Below are 19,566 nucleotides of genomic sequence, written 5' to 3'. Positions count from 1 at the left end.
ATCCGCGCGAAGGAGCACAGCCATGCGCGTCCGTGCGCTCTCCACGGTCCTCAGCCTCGCCCTGGTGGCGACCGCCGCCCTGGTCGGGGTGACCCCACCGGCGGCGTCGGCGGCACCGCTGACCAAGGTGCTGGTCTTCTCCAAGACCGCCGGCTTCCGGCACTCCTCCATCCCGAACGGCATCTCCGCCATCACCCAACTCGGCGCGGCGAACGGCTTCACCGTCACCGCGACCGAGGACGCGGCCCAGTTCACCACCGCCAACCTCGCCCAGTACCAGGCCGTGGTCTGGCTCTCCACCACCGGCGACGTGCTCGACAACGCCCAGCAGAACGCGTTCCAGTCGTACGTCGCGGCCGGCGGCGGCTACGTCGGGGTGCACGCGGCGGCCGACACCGAGTACGACTGGGCCTGGTACGGCGGCCTGGTCGGCGGCTACTTCAGCTCGCACCCGGCGACCCAGCAGGCGACCGTGCGCACCGAGGACCGGTCGAACGTCTCCACCGCGCACCTGCCGCAGAACTGGACCCGCACCGACGAGTGGTACAACTACCGCGCCAACCCCCGGGCGAACGTCAAGGTGCTCTCCAACCTGGACGAGTCGTCGTACAGCGGGGGCACGATGAATGGTGACCACCCGATCACCTGGTGTCAGAACTACGGCGGCGGGCGGGCCTGGTACACCGGTCTCGGCCACACCGAGCAGACCTACACCGAGGCGAACTTCACCCGGATGCTACTCGGCGGCATCCAGATCGCCGCCGGGGCGAAGCCGGCCGACTGCCGGCCCGAGGTCGGCTACACCCCGCTGTTCGACGGCACCCAGGCCAGCCTGAACCAGTGGCGCCAGGCGGGGCCGGGTGGCTTCACCCTGGCCGACGGCACGCTCACCTCGGTCGGCGGGATGGGCCTGCTCTGGTACCCGGTCCGTACGTTCGCCAACTACTCGCTGAAGCTCGACTGGATGATGCCCGGCGACGACAACGGCGGTGTCTTCATCGGCTTCCCCGACCCGCAGGGCGACCCGTGGCAGCCGGTCGACGCCGGTCACGAGATCCAGATCGACGCGACCGACGCCGACCCGTCCCGGACCACCGGCAGCGTGTACAGCTTCAAGGCGCCGGACACCGCCGCGCGGGCTGCGGCGCTGAACCCGCCCGGCTCGTGGAACACCTACGAGATCGGGGTGCACGGGCAGCGGGTGGAGATCTGGCTCAACGGAGTGAAGATCAACGACTACACCAGCACCCGGAACATCGCCAACGGCTACATCGGCGTACAGAACGACGGCGCCGGGATGGACATCAACTACCGCAACATCCGGATCAAGGCCGACGGCGGCAACCCGCCACAGCCCGCCACCGACCTGGCCCAGGGCAGGCCGGTCACCGCCTCCAGCGTGGAGACCGGCAGCCCGCACGTGGCCGCGAACGCGGTCGACGGCAACTCCGCCACCCGCTGGGGCAGCCTCTCCGCCGACCCGCAGTGGATCTCGGTCGACCTCGGTGCGACGTACAACCTGAGCCGGGTCCGGCTGAACTGGGAGACGGCGTACGGCCGGGCGTACCAGATCCAGACCTCGCCGAACGGCAGCACCTGGACCACCGTCCACTCCACCACGACCTCCGACGGCGGGGTCGACGACGTCACCCTCACCGGCACCGGCCGCTACCTCCGGGTGTACGGCACCCAGCGCGCCACCGCCTGGGGTTACTCGCTCTGGGACCTGAACGTGTACGGGACCCCGGTCACCGGCACCCCGACCCTGCTCTCGGCCGGACGGCCCACGGCGGCCTCCAGCGTGGAGACCGGCAGCGGGCACGTGGCCGCGAACGCGGTCGACGGCAACACCGGCACCCGCTGGGGCAGCGCGTACGCCGACCCGCAGTGGATCTCGGTCGACCTCGGTGCCAGTCGCTCGATCAGCCGGGTCCGGCTCAACTGGGAGGCGGCCTACGGCCGGGCGTACCAGATCCAGACCTCGCCCGACAACACCACCTGGACCACCGTGCACACCGCCACCGCCTCCGACGGCGGGATCGACGACCTCACCCTCACCGGCACCGGCCGCTACGTCCGGATGTACGGCACCCAGCGCGCCCTCGCCCCCTACGGCTACTCGCTGTGGGAGTTCGAGGTCTACGGCGCCTGACCCGCCAGCGTCGGCGGGTCCACGGGCGGCCGACCCCGCTCCTTCCCCACCCCGGCACCACCCCCGGAAAGGAAACCGATGACCCCCACCCTCCACCGCTGGTCGCGCCTGCTCGTCGCGGCCACGGTCGCCGCCGCGAGCATCGCGCTCGCCGTGGCCGCCGCGCCGAGCGCGGCCCAGGCCGCGGTGATCCCACCCGCCGACTACCAGCAGGTCCCCCTGGCCACCGGCTCCGCCGAGATCGGCGAGGCGATGTCCCTGGCGGTGCTGCCGAACCGCACGGTGGTGCACACCGCCCGCAACGGCACGGTCCGGGTCACCGACGCGGCCGGCAACACCAAGGTCGCCGGCACCATCCCGGTCTACACGCACGACGAGGAGGGGTTGCAGGGCGTCGCGGCCGACCCGAACTTCGCCAGCAACCGCTTCATCTACCTGTACTACTCCCCCACCCTGAGCACGCCGGCCGGTGACGCCCCGACCACCGGTACGGCGGCCGACTTCGACCGGTGGAAGGGTCACCTGCGGCTGTCCCGGTTCACCCTGAACGCCGACGACACGCTCAACATGGGCAGCGAACGGATCATGCTCCAGGTCAACAACGACCGGGGGCAGTGCTGCCACGTGGGCGGCGACATCGACTTCGACGCCGCCGGCAACCTCTACCTCAGCACGGGCGACGACACGAACCCGTTCGAGTCGAACTCGTACACCCCGATCGACGAGCGGACCAACCGCAACCCGCAGTTCGACGCCCAGCGTTCCTCGGGCAACACCAACGACCTGCGTGGCAAGGTGCTGCGGATCAAGCCGCAGCCGGACGGCACGTACACCGTCCCGGCCGGCAACCTGTTCGCGCCGGGTACGGCGAACACCCGGCCGGAGATCTACGCCATGGGGTTCCGCAACCCGTTCCGGATGAGCGTCGACAAGCCGACCGGCATCGTCTACCTCGGCGACTACGGACCGGACGCCGGCACCGGTGACGCCAACCGGGGGCCGGGCGGGCAGGTGGAGTTCAACCGGATCACCGCGCCGGGCAACTACGGCTGGCCGTACTGCACCGGCACGAACACCACCTCCGAGACGTACAACGAGTACACCTTCCCCTCGGGCCCGTCCCAGGCGAAGTACAACTGCGCCGCCGGCCCGACCAACAACTCGTTCCGCAACACCGGCCAGACCACCCTGCCGCCGGCCAAGCCGAGCTGGATCAAGTACGGCGACGCGGGCTCCCCGCCGGAGTTCGGTGGCGGCTCGGAGTCGCCGATGGGTGGCCCGGTCTACCGGTACAACGCGGCGCTGAACTCCTCGGTCAAGTTCCCGCAGTCGCTCGACGGCCAGTTCTTCGCCGGCGAGTACGGCCGCCGCTGGATCAAGGCGATCGCGGTCAACGCCAACGGCACCCCCGGTGAGATCTCCGCGTTCCCGTGGACCGGCACCCAGGTCATGGACATGGCCTTCGGCCCGGACGGGGCACTCTACGTGCTCGACTACGGCACCGGGTCGAACAACCAGGCGCTGTTCCGGGTGGAGTACATCGGCGGTGGCAACCGCAGCCCGGTCGCGGTCGCCTCGGCGACCCCCACGTCCGGGGCGAACCCGCTGACCGTCCGGTTCTCGTCGGCCGGCAGCTCCGACCCGGAGGGCGGCGCGCTCTCCTACCTCTGGACGTTCGGCGACGGGACCACGTCGACGGCGGCCAACCCGACCAAGACGTACACGGCGAACGGCACCTACTCCCCGACCCTGCGGGTCACCGACCCGACCGGGCTGACCGGCACGGCCAGCCTGGTGATCACCGTTGGCAACACCGCACCGGTGGTGAACCTGCAACTGCCGGCCGACGGCCAGCTCTTCAACTTCGGTGACACCATCCCGTTCACGGTCAGCGCCAGCGACGCCGAGGACGGCACGATCAACTGCGCCCGGGTGACGGTGACGTACTCCCTCGGGCACGACAGCCACGCCCACCAGATCACCTCCAAGACCGGCTGCTCCGGCACCATCACCGTGCCGGTGGACGGGGAGCACGACACCGCCGCGAACATCTTCGGTGTCTTCGACGCGTCCTACACCGACAACGGCGGCCTCACCTCCCGCAGCACCAAGACGCTGCAACCGAAGCACCGGCAGGGTGAGCACTTCGCCGCCCAGTCCGGCATCCAGACCGCCGACCACGCCGCCGCCGAGGGGGGCCGGACCGCCGGCTTCGTCGACAACGGCGACTGGATCTCGTACCAGCCGTACCTGCTGGGCAACGCGACCCGGTTCACCGCCCGGGTCTCCTCCGGCGGTGTCGGCGGCACCATCGAGGTACGGACCGGCTCGGCGACCGGCACCCTGCTGGGCAGCGTCGCGGTGGCACCGACCGGCGGCTGGGACACGTTCACCGAGGTCTCGGCCAACCTCTCCAACGCGCCGACCGGCAGCACCTCGCTCTACCTGGTGTTCAAGGGCGTGACCGGGCAGGGCAACCTGTTCGACGTGGACGCGTTCACGTTCACCACCGGCACGGTCACCACACCCGCGGTGATCAGCCTGCGGGCGAGGGTGAACAGCTCGTACGTGAGTGCCGACAACGCCGGTGCCGCGCCGCTGATCGCCAACCGGGCCACCGTCGGACCGTGGGAGCAGTTCGACCGCCTCGACGCCGGCAACGGCAACATCGCACTGCGCGCCAAGGCCAACGGCCTCATCGTCAGCGCGTCCAACGGCACCGCACCCCTGATCGCCAACAAGACCAGCATCGGCACCTGGGAGACCTTCACCCTGGTCCAGAACAGTGACGGCAGCGTCAGCCTGCGCGCCGTCGCCAACAACCAGTACGTCGCCGCCGAAGGCGCCGGCGCCCAACCACTGATCGCCAACCGCCCCGCCATCGGCTCCTGGGAACGATTCGATCTCATCGCCGGCTGACCCGCCGTCAGACGTGACCGGTGCGGGCGTTCCACCGCCCGCACCGGCCACGGCCGGCGCCGATCCCCGGGCCCGCGCACGGGGATCGGACCCCGCAGCGACACGGAGGACACACGTGTACCGAATCAACCGCTGGGCACGCACCGCCCTGGCCTTCCTGCTGCTGACCGCGGCCGGGATCGCCAGCGCGCCCGGCCCGACGGCACAGGCCCGACCGCGCTCGGCGGAGCCGCCCGCGGCGGCCCTGGCCGCGCCCGCGTCCAACGTCCACATCTTCTACTACTCCTGGTACGGCAACCCGGCCGTCAACGGCAGCTACCGGCACTGGCAGCAGGGCGACCACACCCCGCCGCAGGACATCGGCGCCAACTTCTACCCCACCCGGGGCGCGTACGACTCGGGTGACGTCAACACGATCAACCAGCACATGGCGTGGATCAGCCAGGCCGGTGTCGGCGTGCTCGTGTACAGCTGGTGGGGTCAGGGCTCGTACGAGGACAACCTGACCAGCCGGGTGCTCACCGCCGCCGCCCAGTACGGCCTCAAGGTCGCCTGGCACCTGGAGCCGTACAACGGCCGCACGGCGGCCAGCACGGTCGCCGACATCAACTACATCAACTCCCGGTACGGCTCCAGTCCGGCCTTCTACCGCGACGCCGCGCACGGCAACCGGCCCGCGTTCTACGTCTTCGAGAGCCTGCGGATCACCGACTGGTCGCCGATCGCCCAGGTACGGGCGAACAACATCGTGCTGGCGCAGACCACCGACACCTCGAAGGTGGCCAACTTCGGTGGGATGTACACCTACGACGGCATCGCCGGCGCCACCGCACCCGGTTGGGCGAACGCGGCGGCGTACTGCGAGGCGAACGGGCTGGTCTGGGCGCCCTCGGTGGCGCCGGGTTACCTCGACGACCGGGCCGTACCGGGCAACACGACGCCGACGCTCAACCGGGACAACGGCGCCGCGTACGACCGGCAGTGGAGCAACGCGCTCGGCACGCCGACCCCGCCGGACTGGGTGTCGATCACCTCGTTCAACGAGTGGCACGAGGGGTCGACGATCGAGCCGGCGAGCGCGACCCCGCCGGCCGGGCACGGCTACCTGACCTACTCGGGCGCCTACGGCCGGACCGGGGCGTCGTCGGAGACCGCGTACCTGGACCGGACCCGCTACTGGGCCGAGCGGTTCAACCCCACCGCGCCGGCCACCCCGGTGGTGAGCCTGCGGGCCAGGGTGAACAACGCGTACGTGAGTGCCGGCAACGCGGGCGCCGCACCCCTGATCGCGAACCGGGCCACCGTCGGACCGTGGGAACAGTTCGACCGCCTCGACGCCGGTAACGGCAACATCGCGCTGCGTGCAAAGGCCAACGGACTCATCGTCAGCGCCGCCAACGGCACCGCACCCCTGATCGCCAACAAAACCAGCATCGGCGCCTGGGAAACCTTCTCCGTCATCCGCAACAGTGACGGCAGCGTGAGCCTGCGCGCCGTCGCCAACAACCAGTACGTCGCCGCCGAAGGCGCCGGCGCCCAACCACTGATCGCCAACCGCCCGGCCATCGGCTCCTGGGAACGATTCGATCTCATGGGCGGCTGATCGATCTCACAGGCGGCTGACCCGCCGATTTCCGTGACCCGTGCGGGCCAGCCGACCCCGCACGCCGCTGCCGCCGCGGCGAGGCCGAGACCTCGTCGCGGCGGTGGCGTATTCTCGGTCGCCGGGCCGTACGGATATCGCCGATACCGCGGGATTCCGGGACCGACGGATGAGGCGCCGACGGCGGGAACAGGAGACGATAAGCGGATGAAGGTCCTATTCCTTGGCGGTCCGTGGCATGACCAACGCCATGAGGTAACGCCCGCTCGGGCAGTGGCGGCGGAGCGTTCGCTGCCGATGTACCTGAAAGTGCCGGTGACGGACGACGAGGGCGGCGACCCGGCCTCGACGATGCCCCGACGGCCGGGCGGGCACGTCACGTACACCCGCCGGTTCGCGCGTGGCGGTGGCGAACGCCTTCCCGTCTACGTCGCACCGGACTACGACGGGCCGCCCCGGGCCTGAGGCCCGGTGCCGGTCGCGCGGGCGGCGGGAAATCGCACCGCGCCATCGATCCTGACGGCACACCCCCTGTGCCGATCCAGGAACCAGCGGTTCCGCCGCTGGTCACCCCCTTCCCTCTCGGCTCCGGCCGGGGGGGGGGGGGGCGGGCCCCCCCCCCCCCCCCCCCCCCCCCCCCCCGCCTCGTACGGCGCCGGGGCGACCCCCCCCCCCCCGCCCCCCCCCCCCCCCCCGGCCGGGGCAAATAAAACAGAAACCGCCCCCCCCCCCCCCCCCCCCCCCCCCGCGCGGGCCCCCCCCCCCCCCCCGCCCCCCCCCCCCCCCCCGCGGGGCCGGCGCCCCCCCCCCCCCCCCCCCCCCCCCCCCCGGCCGCAGCTTTTTCGCCCGGTCTGAGGAACCGCGCCCGTACGGCGCGTCCGCGACCCGTGGTGGTCGACATTTACGCAGGTCACGCTCGGAGCCGGCGGACCGCTCCGGTCGCCCTACCCGCTGTCCGAGGGCGGACACCGACCGTACGTCAAAATCGTGTCGGGGTGGCGAGGTAGGCTTTGGGGGTGGAGTCCGAGATCGACCGGATCCACCCCGTTCGTTTTCCACCCCCACTCGTTTTCCCGCCCGGCTCGGCCTCTGCCAGCGGGTGAGCCGCGCTTGCGCGGGCAGGCATTGGAGCAGATGTTGACCGGTGCGATGATCCATGACTCGAACCCGTTCGGTGAGCAGCCGGAGGGCGATCCGGCGAACACCCCACGAGCGGCCGTCGACGTGAGTTCGGACGCGATGACCCGACTGCGTACCCCGTTCGAGGTCACGACCGAGACCACCCGGCCGCGCGACGACCACGACCAGCGGCGCTGACGCCGCCAGCTCAGGCCACCAAGCGGCGCTGACGCCGCCAGCCTCAGCCCACTAACCGGCGGGCTGCCGGTCGGTCCGCGTCGGCGGCAGCTGCGCCGGGGTGGAGCGGCGGCCGATGATCCCGTGCCGCTTGGCGAGATGGCCGACGTAGGTGATCGCGCCGAGCAGGATGCCGATGTCGTCCAGGTAGATCGGGTCGGGCAGCAGGTCGACCGGTGAGACGCTGTAGATCACCGCCGCCCAGAAGGCGGCCTTGCCCGACACGGGCATGCCGGCGGCGCGGATCAACGACCTCATCCGGAACAGCCTGATGACCAGGACCACCGCCACGACGAGGGTCACCGCGGCGAGCAGCACCAGCACGACGACGAGCCACGAGTCCATCGGTCCTCCTGAACCTCGGTGACCGGCGGCCATCCGCCTGATCGGGCGACCTCTTCGGTACGGGATGACTCCTGCCCCGATTCCTTGATCGATACGCCGGTGCCGGGGACGGGTGCGCCGGCCGGAGTGCCGTCCAGACTATCCATTCCGGTCGTCGCCGCGATCAACCGACATGCACCCGGGGGCGACGGCGACGGTCCGGCTCGGCCTGGCGGAGCACCTCGCGGGTGAGTGGGGCCACCTCGCCGTCACCGAGGAAGAGGTAACGCAGGAGGTACCGCAGTGGACTCCCCTCGGTCCAGGCGAAGTAGATGTGCGGGAGCTTCCCGGTCGTGTCCCGTACGTGCAGCAGCACCCCCGCGATGGTGTTGGCGATGCTCGCGCCCTCGATCCGGAGGATCCGGTAGCCAAACCGCTCCTCGCCGGTGACGATCAGTTCGGACTCGAACTCCGACGGGTCGCGGACCGTCACCTCGAGGAAGAGCACCGGGTCCTGCGCCGGGATGTGGCTGTCGGCGCGTTCCTCGGCCTCCTTCTCCCGGTACTCGGTCTCGTCCCGCTCGTTCGGCTCGTTGGCGATGATGTTGATCTCCCCGCGCTCCGCCACCTCGGCGATGAGGCGCTGCGCGACCGGGTCCATGCGTACGCCGGTCACCCGCAGCTCGGTGGCCCGGAGGATCCGGGACAGGATGGAGGTGGCGACGATCGCGGCGATGAAGAGCACCGCGATCCGGACGCCGTCCGGGCGCTCGATCACGTTCGCCACGGTGGTGTAACCGAGCACCAGAGTGATCACCGCGAACCCGACCGTGGAGGCGCGCCGACGGCGTCGGCGGGAGGAGAGGGTCACCGCGAGCGCGGCCGAGGTGATCAGGACGAGGACGCCGGTCGCGTACGCCCCGCCCTGGGCGGTGACGTCGGCCCGGAAGACCACCGTGATCAGGAACGCGATGAGGGTGAAGACCAGCACCAGCGGGCGTACGGCCCGGGCCCAGTCGGGCGCCATCCCGTAGCGGGGCAGGTACCTGGGTACGAGGTTGAGCAGCCCGGCCATCGCCGACGCCCCGGCGAACCAGAGGATCAACACGGTGCTGATGTCGTACACGGTGCCGAAGCCGTTGCCCAGGTAGGCGTGGGCCAGGAAGGCCAGTGCCCGGCCGTTCGCCTCGCCGCCGGCCCGGAACTCGTGTTGCGGGATGAGCACGGTGGTGGCGAAACTGCTGGTGATGAGAAAGGCGCTCATGATGAGCGCGGCGGTGGTGAGCAGCCGGTGGGCGCCCCGGATCCGGGTCTCCGGCCGGCGCGCGATGTCGCTCGGCCGTCCCTTGATCAGTGGCATGACGGCCACCCCGGTCTCGAAGCCGGACAGGCCGAGGGCCAGTCTGGGGAAGACCAGCAGGGCGACCACCGCGATACCGAGCAGGTCGGGATGCTCGGCGGAGAGCATCCGCCGCCACTGCGACACCAGTTCGGGGTGCTCCAGCAGGTGCCCGAGGGACACGACGATCACGATCAGGTTGAGCAGCAGGTAGACGGCGACCAGCACCACCGCGATCCCGATGGCCTCCTTGAAGCCCTTGAGGAAGACCGCGCCGAGCAGCGCGATCAACACCAGCGTCAACTCGACCTGGAGACCGTCCAGCGCGCCCGGCAGGTAGGGGTTCTCCATGATGTGCGCGCTCGCGTCGGCGGCGGAGAGGGTGATGGTGATGATGAAGTCGGTCGCGGCGAACCCGAGCAGGGCCAGTACGAGCAGCTTGCCGTTCCAGCGCGGCAACAGCCGCTCCAGCATGGCGATCGAGCCCTGACCGTGCGGGCTCTCCCGGGCCACCCGCCGGTAGACCGGCAGCGCGCCGAACAGGGTCAGCGCGACCAGGACCAGGGTGGCGATCGGGGAGATCACCCCGGCGGCCAGGGCGGCGATGCCCGGCTGGTAACCGAGGGTGGAGAAGTAGTCCAGGCCGGTCAGGCACATGACCCGCCACCACGGCCGTTGGTGCTCGGCCCGCTCCTTGGTGTAGGGCCCGCTCGCCCTGCCCGGTTCCAGGCCGTGCAGAAGCCAGCGCCGGACCCGGCCCGCAGGCTCCGCCGCCCCGTCCCCCGTCGTCTGACCCGCCACGTCGCTGCCCCCGCCCGCCCGTACCCGCCCTGGTGACGGACAAACGTCCTGGTCCGGCTCGGCTGGGGCAGCCGGTGGAGGTCCGGTGGTCCGGGCCACCCCGACCGGGCGACCGGTGGAGGCCGGGCGACTCCAGGTCCACCCGGCCGGGCCGGGGCCGACTGGCATGACCGGTGTCGGAGTGGGCAATCACCGGTACCGCACCGACCCGTCGACGAGGTGAGATTTATGGCAGCGAAGAAGCAGCCCGCGAAGAGCACCGGGACGGGCGAAGCCGGACAGGGCGGACCGGAATCGGTCGGGCCGTGGGGCACCACCCGGGGGCTCGACCAGGACGCCCCCTGGGGGGTCGAGGAGGACTCTCCGCTGGACGAGGGGAGCGAGCCGACCGCTGTCTCCGAGGGGCGGCGCGGCGAGCGGCGGGCCGGTCCGTCGTCGGGGGGCACGAAGGGTGGTCCCGGGGCCGCCGCCGGCGAGGACGGCATCGGTACGGTCGAGCCGACCCGTTACCCCGAGGCCGGGCCGGGGCTGGCCCCCGACGCGCCCGGACGCCACCCGTTTCCCGACGAGAGCTCGACCGGCTCGCTGGCGGACAACCCGACCGAGGAGCAGACCGGCATGCGCCCGGAGGGCGTCTCCCGCCGCGACGGCGCCTGAACCGCCGCGAGAGCGCCCGCCCGAACCGATCCAGGGCGCCTGGAACCCGCCACCAGGGCCGGGAGCGGTGTCTAGCGCCAGGGCCACCGTACGTCGGTGAAGGCGGCGTCGACGAGGAGCCGTTCGAGGTCGCGCAGGAACCGTTCGATCGCGTACGGCGGCAGGTGGGCGGTGTCGGCGGTGAGCCCGAATCCCACCGCCCCGGGCTGGTCGATCACCTCGATCCGGGTCCGCCAGGTGAACGCGTCGAGCCCGGGTGTCCAGGTCAGCGACGTGTCGGCCATCGTCGCCCGTACCTCGGCCTCGCCGGTGGCCCGGCCGAACAGGTCGGTGTCGGTGGAGAGCCGGATGTCGTTCAGGTAGACGTGCGGGTTGACCCCCACCGCGTACGGGTAGCCGGCCTCCTGGAACGCCTGCCGCAACCTGGTCGGGTCGTAGTAGGCGTGCCGGTAGGCCCGGACCGAGTCCTGCCAGACCCGGGTCAGCAGGTCGGCGAAGTCCGGCCGGTCGCCCAGGTCCACCACCAGCAGTCCGAGTTGGTTGAGCTTGGCGACGGCGTCGCGGTACCCCGCCATGGCCCGGTTCCCGGCCATCGTGTGGATTCCGATCACCTCCTTGCCGGACCAGGTCGCGGCGACCACGGCGGTCGCGGCCACCAGCACGGTCGAACTGGTCACCCGGTGGCGGTCGGCGATCAGCCGGATCGCGGTGTCGGCCGCGACCGAGGCCAGGACCGCCCGGTGGAACCTCGGCGTCAGCGGTGGTCCCAGCCGGGGCAGGGTGTCGGACGGTAGCCGACCGAAGCTCCCGACCCAGTGGTCGAGCGCGCGCTCGCCCCGGCGACGCTGGTCGTCGTCCTGCTCCCGGCGGGCGATGTCGGTCGACTGTGGGCCGGCGGGGGTCGGGATCGACCCGCGCAGCAGCAGGAGTCGAAGGTCGCGGAGCACGATCTCGACCGCCTGGAAGTCGACGGTGGTGTGGCTGAAGACGATCACCACCTGCCGTACCTTTCCGGCGACCAGCACCAGCGCCACCCGCTGCGGCCACTCGTGGGCATGGTCGAACTGCCGTTGCGCCAGCCGCTCGGCCACCGTCCGGGCGAGCGCCGCACCGTCGTCGCCCGTCGACCGTGCCTCGGCCACGTCGTTCGCGTTCGCGTTCACGTCCACGTCGTTCGCGTTCACGTCGTTCGCGGCCTGGTCCACGTAAGTCGTATCCGCGTTCGCGGTCGCGTGGACGAGGAGTACCGGGAGTTCACCGCTGTCCGCGACGACCTGACACCGCTCGCCGTCGACGACCGGCATTCGCGTACGCAACGAACTGTGTCGACCGATCAGCGCACCGACCGACCGCAACACACTCGCGGCGTCCGCCGACGCTCGGCGCGGCACCGACAGGGTCCGACGCAGGCTGAGCATGACGTAGCCCGGCCCGTGCCGCTCGGTGGCCATCCAGAGTGCGCGCTGCCCCCACGTCAGGGGCGCGGGCGGGCTGTGGTCACCGACGAAGTGGGCGCTCGCCCAGCCGGTCCTGGCTCCGTCGACCAAGGGCGCCGTCGCCGTCGCCGTCGCCGTCGCCGGAAGGCTGCTCTCGCGCATCACCACGGCCCGCCTCCGCTCCACCGTCGACGGTCGGCTCATCGACCGGGCCGTTCGACCCGACCAGTATCCGTGCACCGGGGCGGGCCCCGAACATCCGCGAGAAAGCGCATTCCTGTGCCCGATCGGCCGATCCCTACCCGCGCCGTCGACCCGAAGCGCCGTTGGAGCTGGCGCACCACCTCCTCCCCCCGATGGTGGCCCGGCGACGCGCTGGTCCTGTCGCCCGGCCGGCACCGGCTTTTTGTCGGACCGCTCTGGCATCCTCGGGCAATGCGTCTGTCCCACCGGTCGCGCGCCGGGCGTCGCGGCGCCGCGCCACCGGCCCGGCCGTGACGACCCGCCAAGAGATCGGCCTGCTCCGGCTCGTCGCGCAGCGTCTTCTCGGGCCGCGCCCGGCCACCGCGACCGAGGTGGTGCGTTGGCTCACCGCGCTCCAGGCGCAGGACTATCCGGGCGCCCTCGCCTCGGTCGCGCTGCGGACCACCGCCGGCACCCGGTCGACGGTGGAGAGCGCGCTCGACCACGGCGAGGTGGTCAGGACCTGGCCGATACGCGGCACGTTGCACCTGCTGGCCGCCGAGGACCTGTCCTGGATACTCGGGCTCACCGCGAGTCGGACCCTGGCCCGAGCCGCCGGCCGTCGGGCCCAGCTCGGACTCGAACCGGACACCCTCGAACGGGCCCGGGAGTTGACCGTGGAGGCGCTCGCCGGAGGTCGCCGGCTGTGTCGCGACGATCTGCTCGGGCTGTGGGGCGGCGCCGGGCTGGCCACCACGGGCCAGCGTGGTTACCACCTGATCTGGCATCTTGCCCAGACCGCGACGATCTGCTTCGGACCGGTGCGCGACGGCGAGCAGATGATCGTGCTGGTCGACGAGTGGATTCCGCGACCTCGGCGGCCGGAGCGGGACGAGGCCCTCGGCGAGCTGGCACTGCGTTACTTCCGCGGCCACGGTCCCGCCACGGTCGCGGACTTCACCCGCTGGGCGAACCTGCTCGCGGCGGACGTACGGACCGGGCTGGCGCTGGCCCGACCCGTACTCGCCCGGGTCGAGGTGGACGGTGTCGAGTACCTGATGGACCCGCTCACCCCGGACCTGCTCGACGCCCACCGGTCGGCCGCCGGAGGGGTGTTCCTGCTGCCCGGGTTCGACGAGTTCGTCCTCGGCTACCGGGATCGCACGGCCGTACTTCCGGCCGAGTTCGCGGATCACATCGTCCCGGGCGGGAACGGGGTGTTCCGCTCGACCGTGGTGAGCGACGGGCAGGTCGTCGGCACCTGGGCCCGGAGCGGTCGGGGCGCGAACCGGAGCCTGGTCGCGACCCCGTTCGAGACCTTCCCGGCCGAGGTGCTCGACTCGCTGCCGACGCTCCACGCCGCATGGCCGTAGCTCCACCCGCCGCCGTAGATCCGCCCGCCCGGGACGGGTGGACCGTGGTCAGCAGCCGCAGGCGACACCGGCGGCGGGCGCGGTGAGCTCGTCGACCGGACGGCGTGCCAGGCCGGCGGCGGTCCGTACCGGCAAGCCCTCCCGGACCCAGTACTCGTAGCCGCCGATCATCTCCTTGACCGGGTAGCCGAGTCGGGCGAACTCCGACGCGGCCCGGGTGGCACCGTTGCACCCCGGTCCCCAGCAGTAGGTGACCACGACGGCGCCGGCCGGGACGACCTGCGCCGCGCGGGCACCGATCTCGGCCCGGGGCAGGTGTACGGCACCGGGCAGGTGCCCCTGCCACCAGGCCCGCTCGTCGCGGGTGTCCACCACCACCAGGCCGGGCACACCCGCCTCCAGATCGGCGTGCACGTCGCTGACATCGGTCTCGAAGGCGAGTCGCGCGCCGAAGTGGGCGACCGCCTCCGGGGCCGACGCGAGTGGGATACGCAGGACGTTCGACGTGGTGGGGAGCAGGTTTGTCATGACGACGATGGTGGGCGACCGCCGGCGCCCGCAACAGTGGCGTTGGTGCCACTTGCCATCAAGATCCGGCCACTTCGCTGCCGCGGGGCGGCGGGTCTTCCACCTTCGTCGGCGTACGGGTAACGCTCCAGATAGGTCGAGATCCCGTACATGAAGGCGACGATGCCGAGCATCTCCAGCATTTCCTCGACCGCGACGCTGAGCGCGTACGCCATGGAGTCGTACCCGGGTCCGTTGTCCCAGAGCAAACTGCCGATGACCTCCATCCCGATCGCACCGCCGACGTAGAGCGTGCCGCCGACGAGGACCAGCAGCCGCACCGGTCTCGGCAAGTGCCCGAGGAACCTCAGGTACGCCAGCGCGAAGAGGAGCACCAGTGGTGCCGCCACCAGGATCCAGGAGAGGTAGAGCACCCCGGTGAGGTCGAAGGTGTCCCGCAGGACGTTGGCCGCCTCGTGAATCTGGGTCGCCTCGTCCAGCGCGAGGAAGACGAAGACCAGCGCCAACACTTTCCAGTGCCGGGCGAACCGGTCACCCGACCGGGTGGCGGTGACACCGATGTTGACCAGGATCAGCGCGCTGAGCAGCAGCAGGGTCGACGAGAACCAGGTCGGCAGGTTGTGTTCCTGGTCCATGTCGAGAAAGGCGTGCAGCCAGTCGAAGTGGACGAACGGCGCCCGCTCCAGGCTCCGGTGCACCACGTTGACGGTGAGGCTGAGCAGGTGCAGTGCCGCCACCGCCAGGAGCAGCAGACGCAGCAGCCGACCGGCGGGAACGGTGAGCCTCACGATCGGCTCGGGTGACCGGCAGTCACCAGGTTGAGTGGATCACGCATCGCGGGAATGTAGCCCGCCATTATGAGAAATTCGCTCGGTAAGCTCACGGTCACTCGACCGTTGTGATGGTGTTATCAACTGTTCACCGGATCGAGGCTGACTGGGGCAACGGCGCCCCGGTCGGCCCACGGTCGGGCGACCGGGGGTGGCCGGCAGTGCCGGCCACCCCCGGTTACGTCGCCGCCCGTTGCCTCCGGGCGCCCGACCGGCGTCGGTTACAGGATCAGGACCGTGCCGCCCGACAGGTTGATCTCGCCGGTTCGGGTGCCGGACCAGTCCGAGGAGAGCAACAACCGCTCACCGTCGAAGAGGGTGACGCCGAGACCGTCCTTCGAGCTGAGCAGCCCCCGGTCGGTCGCGGTGAGCCGCAGGCTCAGGTCGCTGGCGACGGCGACCGGACGCCGAGCGTCGGTGACGTCGAAGAGCCCGGCCCGCCCGCGCCACTCCAACACGTCCACCCCGCCGCCGGTACGCGCGCCGAACGAGGCGATGTCGGTGCCACGGATCTCGTAGCGCCGGCCTCCGGAGGTGAACCCGAGCTTGCTCAGCCCGGTCGGCGCACCGACCCGGGCCTGCGCCACCAGCAGGGTGAAGTCGACCTTCGACCGGGGGTCGACCGGGTAGGCACCGGCGGAACGGGTCGGCGTGAGCGTGCCCGCGCCGATCACCGCCCGGGTCTCCGGCCGGGCGATCTCCACCCGGGCCGAGGCGGTGCCGGTGTAGTTGCCCCCGACCGTCACCGTGACCTGGTGACTCCCGACCGGGAGGGTGGCCTCGCAACTCGCCGACGCCACGGCGGTGTCGGTCTCGGTGAGCAGCCCGAGATTTCCGGTGCACAGTGTCCGACCGGCGGCGCTGAAGGTCACGGTCGCCGTACGGATGTCGCCGGGTCGGGGATCGAGCCCGTCGCCCGCCGCCCAACTGTCCCGGACGGTCGCCCGCAGCAGCGCCGTCGCGCCGCCGCCGCGTCCGTACGCCAGGGTGTCCCCGGTGTACGTGACCTCGGCGTCCTCGGCCAACACCCGGACCAGGAAGCTCGTGGTCGCGGTACCACCGGTCTCGTCGCTGACCGTCACGGTCACCGGGTAGTCGCCGAGCGGCGCGCTGACGTTCCCCAGAATGCCCCACTGCCGGGTGCCGGGGCGGACACCGGGCGCCGACGGCTCCTTCGGCACGAGGAACAGCCCGGCGGGGAGTCCGGTCGCGTTCCCCGACAGCGCGTCGCCGTCGCTGTCCGGGTCGCTCGCCGAGACCGAGACCTGCGGCCACACGTGATCGGTCCACTGCGCGGTCGCGACACCTCCGGGTGCGTCGTTGCCGACCTGCGGGCCGACCCGGATGAGGAGGCTGCCGTCGTTGAGGTCGAAGAAGACGTTGCCGACCGCCTCGACCTTGATCTTCCCGGTGCTGGTGCCGACGTTCGGCAGGGTCACGGTCGCGTTGCCGTCGTTGGCGGTCCGCTCCGCGAGCACGTACGGGAAGGTGGCGCCGTTGTCGGTGGAGAGCGAGATCCGCACCTCGGAGACACCGATCGGCGCGGCGTCCGTGCCGGCCACGTCCCAGGTCACGTCCTGGGTCGAGCCGGCGCCCACGATGCCCTTGCCCCGGTGCGAGGTGACCAGGAAGGGTCCGGCGGTCGGGGCGACGGTCAGTGCCGTGTCGGCGCTGCCGATGCCGCCGGCGCCCGGGTGCCCGTCCCGGGCGGTGAGCCGGAAGTGCATGGTGCGGGAGTTGTCGAAGCCGACCCAGTCGGCGGTGGGGAGGAACTCCGAGAAGCAGTCGACGACGTACGCCGGCACGTTGCTCGCGCCTCCCGTGGGCGGCGCGGGCGGTGCCGCCGGGCAGGTGCCGGTGTTGGCATTGGTGTTACCGGCGGCGATCTGGGCCGGGTCCGGGAAGATCCGGGTCGGGTCGGTCGTCACCGCGTTCAGCCCCGGCGAGTGGTATTCCAGGGTGTCCTCCGGGCTCACCACGGCGGCGGTGCCGAACTGGCGGAACAGCGGACCGGCGGTCTTGGTGTTGTTGACCAGCGCGGTGCCGGCGGCGCCGCCCCGGTCGTTCTGCTCCCAGAGGTACGTGACCGTGTCACCGTCCGCGTCGGTCGCGCTGCCGGTGAGGGCGAACGGCGTACGGGCCGGGATGGTGTACGACGTGGGTGCGGTGACCACCGGGGACCGGTTCGTGGTCTGCTCGACCTGCCAGCCGCCGTTGTCCACCGCTCCGCCCTTGACCGTCTCGCCGACGGTGCCGGACGCGCCGGAGGCGGCGGTGATGCTCAGCGGCTCCACGTTGACCGAGAGCAGCGGACCACCGTTGAAGGTCACCTGGAAGCCGGTGTCGTCCAGGGTGCCGCTGCCGCCGAAGGCGGCGATGCCCACCGTCGCGCCGGTCGGCCAGCCCGGGATCGCCTCGATCGCGGCCTTGAGGCCGGCGGTGGTGTAGTTGGTGCCCCGGACGATCGGCGCCGACTCACGGCCGGCGTAGGTGATCGTGAAGGAGTCGCCGTCGGTGTCGAAACCGCGCAGCGCGGCGGTCTGCACCTCGTTGATCGCCGGACGGGTGGAGCCGACGAACGTGGTGATCTCGGTGTAGCTCCGCTGCGACCAGTACGGGTCGCTGTGCGGCTGGAGGTTGTCCTGCTGGCAGATGCCGGCGTACGCCATGATCGACGACCCGCTGCCGGGCTCGTACGAGTTCGCGGCGCTGCGGTTGCCACCGGAGCAGTTGTACTGGGTGCCGTTGAAGGTGTGGTTGCCGGCGAACTGGTGGCCGATCTCGTGCGCCACGTAGTCCACCGCGTAGAAGTCGCCGACCGGGGTGGGCAGCCCGGTGCAGCCGCGCGCCTTGTTGGCGCCGCCGACCACGCCGAGACCGGCCACGCCGCCGCCGTTGACGCCGAGGCCGATGTGCCCGACGTCGTAGTTGCCGGCGCCGACGAGCTGGCCGAGCACGATCTGGTTCCGGCTCAGCGTGCCGCTGCCGCAGGAGGCGATCTGCGCCGGAGTGAAGCAGGCCGCCGCGCCGCAGGGACCGTTCGGTTCGGTGGCGAGGGCGGTGGTGTTCAGATTGGTCCGGTCGGTCTCGTCGACCAGCACCAGCCGGATCGCCGTCTCGTCCTCGTAGACCTGGTTCACCCGGTTGACCAGGGTCACCTTGGCCGCGGTGACGTTCTCCGCACCGAAGAAGGTGGCGTACGACGGGTCGGTGACCAGCGCGAGCCGGTAGGTCCGGAGCGTCACCGTCGGGCCGGCCACGGCCGGTTGCGCCTCCGTCGTCACCTCGTCCGCCGCCGTCTCGACGTCCTCCGACTCGACCGGCAGCTCGTCCGGGTTGGCCAGGTCGCGGCCGTAGTAGCTGGCGTAGACGCTCTGGTCCAGGTGGTAGTACGGGTCGACGAACCAGACGCCGTGCTCGGAGCGGACCGAGGCGTGGAAGCCGAGCGGGGTGAGGTCGGCGCGTACGGTCGCGGACCTGTCGTCCAGCCCTCGGCCGACGTACGTCCGGATCTCAGGATGCTTCGCGGCGAGCCCGGCCTCCATCACGGGCGAGTCCACCAGTTCGAACCGTTGCAGGGCACCGTCGGGTGCGGGCAGTGCCACCACGAGTGGCGCGACCCGGGCCGTCGACGTGGCCCGTTCCCGGGGTGCCCGCGCCAGCTCCGACTCGATCATGGCCCGGTCCAGGGTGAACGCGGCGAACTTGTCGGCCTGGATGTCGACCGGCTTGCTCGACCGGGCGGCGTTCAGGTTGCCGTCGATCCTGGCCCATGCGGTGGTGGGCTTCTCCGGGGCGGCCGAGGCGGGCGCGCTGACGGAGAGCACCGGCAGTAGCGCGGCGGCGAGGGTGGCCACCACCAGCGTGACCAGGCCGGACCGGGGCGTCGTCGCCTGGTCCTGGCCGGCCTTTGGTAACGAGGGGATCGTCAACTCTGTCTCCTTGAGAGTCGGGCGCCGGCCCGACGAGATCGGCAACCGTCTGCACACCCAGGTCCGCCTGGAGATCACCTGAGCGGTTGGTCAGACGATAGGCGCCGGAGCCCGGCCATGGATAGAGCTGACT

General features: G+C 71.4%; 13 protein-coding genes. 7 read left to right on the top strand and 6 right to left on the bottom strand.

Translation table 11 applies throughout. The features are described 5' to 3' along the window. The first annotated feature begins 22 nt into the window (after positions 1 to 22). From ACI2K4_RS02345 to ACI2K4_RS02325, 5 genes are all read left to right on the top strand, one after another. Positions 23 to 2,152 (top strand): ThuA domain-containing protein, encoded by a 2,130-nt coding sequence (locus ACI2K4_RS02345; protein ID WP_404508093.1) that lies wholly within the window; start codon positions 23 to 25, stop codon positions 2,150 to 2,152. A 78-nt stretch (positions 2,153 to 2,230) separates the two neighbouring features. After that, positions 2,231 to 5,071, top strand: coding sequence for a PQQ-dependent sugar dehydrogenase (locus tag ACI2K4_RS02340; RefSeq protein WP_404508091.1), 2,841 nt, complete (start codon positions 2,231 to 2,233; stop codon positions 5,069 to 5,071). A gap of 115 nt (positions 5,072 to 5,186) precedes the next feature. Beyond that, complete coding sequence (locus ACI2K4_RS02335) at positions 5,187 to 6,674, top strand: hypothetical protein (protein WP_404508090.1); 1,488 nt, start codon at positions 5,187 to 5,189, stop codon at positions 6,672 to 6,674. A 297-nt stretch (positions 6,675 to 6,971) separates the two neighbouring features. Next, positions 6,972 to 7,139 carry a hypothetical protein gene (locus tag ACI2K4_RS02330; RefSeq protein ID WP_404508088.1) on the top strand — a complete coding sequence of 56 codons (168 nt, stop codon included), beginning with the start codon at positions 6,972 to 6,974 and terminating at the stop codon, positions 7,137 to 7,139. A gap of 645 nt (positions 7,140 to 7,784) precedes the next feature. After that, positions 7,785 to 7,991 (top strand): hypothetical protein, encoded by a 207-nt coding sequence (locus ACI2K4_RS02325; protein WP_404508087.1) that lies wholly within the window; start codon positions 7,785 to 7,787, stop codon positions 7,989 to 7,991. Between the two features lie 51 nt (positions 7,992 to 8,042). Here ACI2K4_RS02325 and ACI2K4_RS02320 read toward each other — a convergent pair whose 3' ends face one another. Together ACI2K4_RS02320 and ACI2K4_RS02315 are read right to left on the bottom strand one after the other, a co-directional pair. After that, positions 8,043 to 8,375 (bottom strand): YkvA family protein, encoded by a 333-nt coding sequence (locus ACI2K4_RS02320; protein WP_404508085.1) that lies wholly within the window; start codon positions 8,373 to 8,375, stop codon positions 8,043 to 8,045. A gap of 163 nt (positions 8,376 to 8,538) precedes the next feature. Then, a complete protein-coding gene (locus tag ACI2K4_RS02315) occupies positions 8,539 to 10,494 on the bottom strand; it encodes an amino acid transporter (RefSeq protein ID WP_404508084.1) in 1,956 nt (651 codons plus the stop codon). A 228-nt stretch (positions 10,495 to 10,722) separates the two neighbouring features. Between ACI2K4_RS02315 and ACI2K4_RS02310 the strand changes: the two genes are divergently transcribed. Beyond that, positions 10,723 to 11,151, top strand: a complete 429-nt coding sequence (locus ACI2K4_RS02310; protein WP_404508082.1) for a hypothetical protein — start codon at positions 10,723 to 10,725, stop codon at positions 11,149 to 11,151. A 71-nt stretch (positions 11,152 to 11,222) separates the two neighbouring features. Here ACI2K4_RS02310 and ACI2K4_RS02305 read toward each other — a convergent pair whose 3' ends face one another. Further along, positions 11,223 to 12,791, bottom strand: coding sequence for a condensation domain-containing protein (locus ACI2K4_RS02305; protein WP_404508081.1), 1,569 nt, complete (start codon positions 12,789 to 12,791; stop codon positions 11,223 to 11,225). A 290-nt stretch (positions 12,792 to 13,081) separates the two neighbouring features. On the opposite strand from ACI2K4_RS02305, the gene ACI2K4_RS02300 reads away from it, so the two are divergent. After that, the gene (locus tag ACI2K4_RS02300; RefSeq protein ID WP_404508080.1) at positions 13,082 to 14,143 is read left to right on the top strand and encodes a winged helix DNA-binding domain-containing protein; all 1,062 of its coding nucleotides are present in this window, start codon (positions 13,082 to 13,084) and stop codon (positions 14,141 to 14,143) included. 48 nt (positions 14,144 to 14,191) lie between these two features. Here the strand turns inward: ACI2K4_RS02300 and ACI2K4_RS02295 are convergent, their stop codons facing one another. From ACI2K4_RS02295 to ACI2K4_RS02285, 3 genes are all read right to left on the bottom strand, one after another. Next, the gene (locus tag ACI2K4_RS02295; RefSeq protein WP_404508078.1) at positions 14,192 to 14,671 is read right to left on the bottom strand and encodes a rhodanese-like domain-containing protein; all 480 of its coding nucleotides are present in this window, start codon (positions 14,669 to 14,671) and stop codon (positions 14,192 to 14,194) included. Then, entirely contained in the window at positions 14,668 to 15,459 is a 792-nt protein-coding gene (locus tag ACI2K4_RS02290; protein WP_404508076.1) for a hypothetical protein, read from the bottom strand. Before ACI2K4_RS02290 ends, ACI2K4_RS02295 begins: the two co-directional genes overlap by 4 nt. 263 nt (positions 15,460 to 15,722) lie before the next feature. Next, positions 15,723 to 19,433 (bottom strand): M12 family metallo-peptidase, encoded by a 3,711-nt coding sequence (locus ACI2K4_RS02285; RefSeq protein WP_404508075.1) that lies wholly within the window; start codon positions 19,431 to 19,433, stop codon positions 15,723 to 15,725. Between the last annotated feature and the right edge of the window lie 133 nt (positions 19,434 to 19,566).

This window comes from Micromonospora sp. NPDC050397 (genome assembly GCF_044901685.1).
In the GTDB taxonomy this organism is placed as follows: domain Bacteria; phylum Actinomycetota; class Actinomycetes; order Mycobacteriales; family Micromonosporaceae; genus Micromonospora_G.
This window is presented reverse-complemented; position numbering and strand designations above follow the sequence as displayed.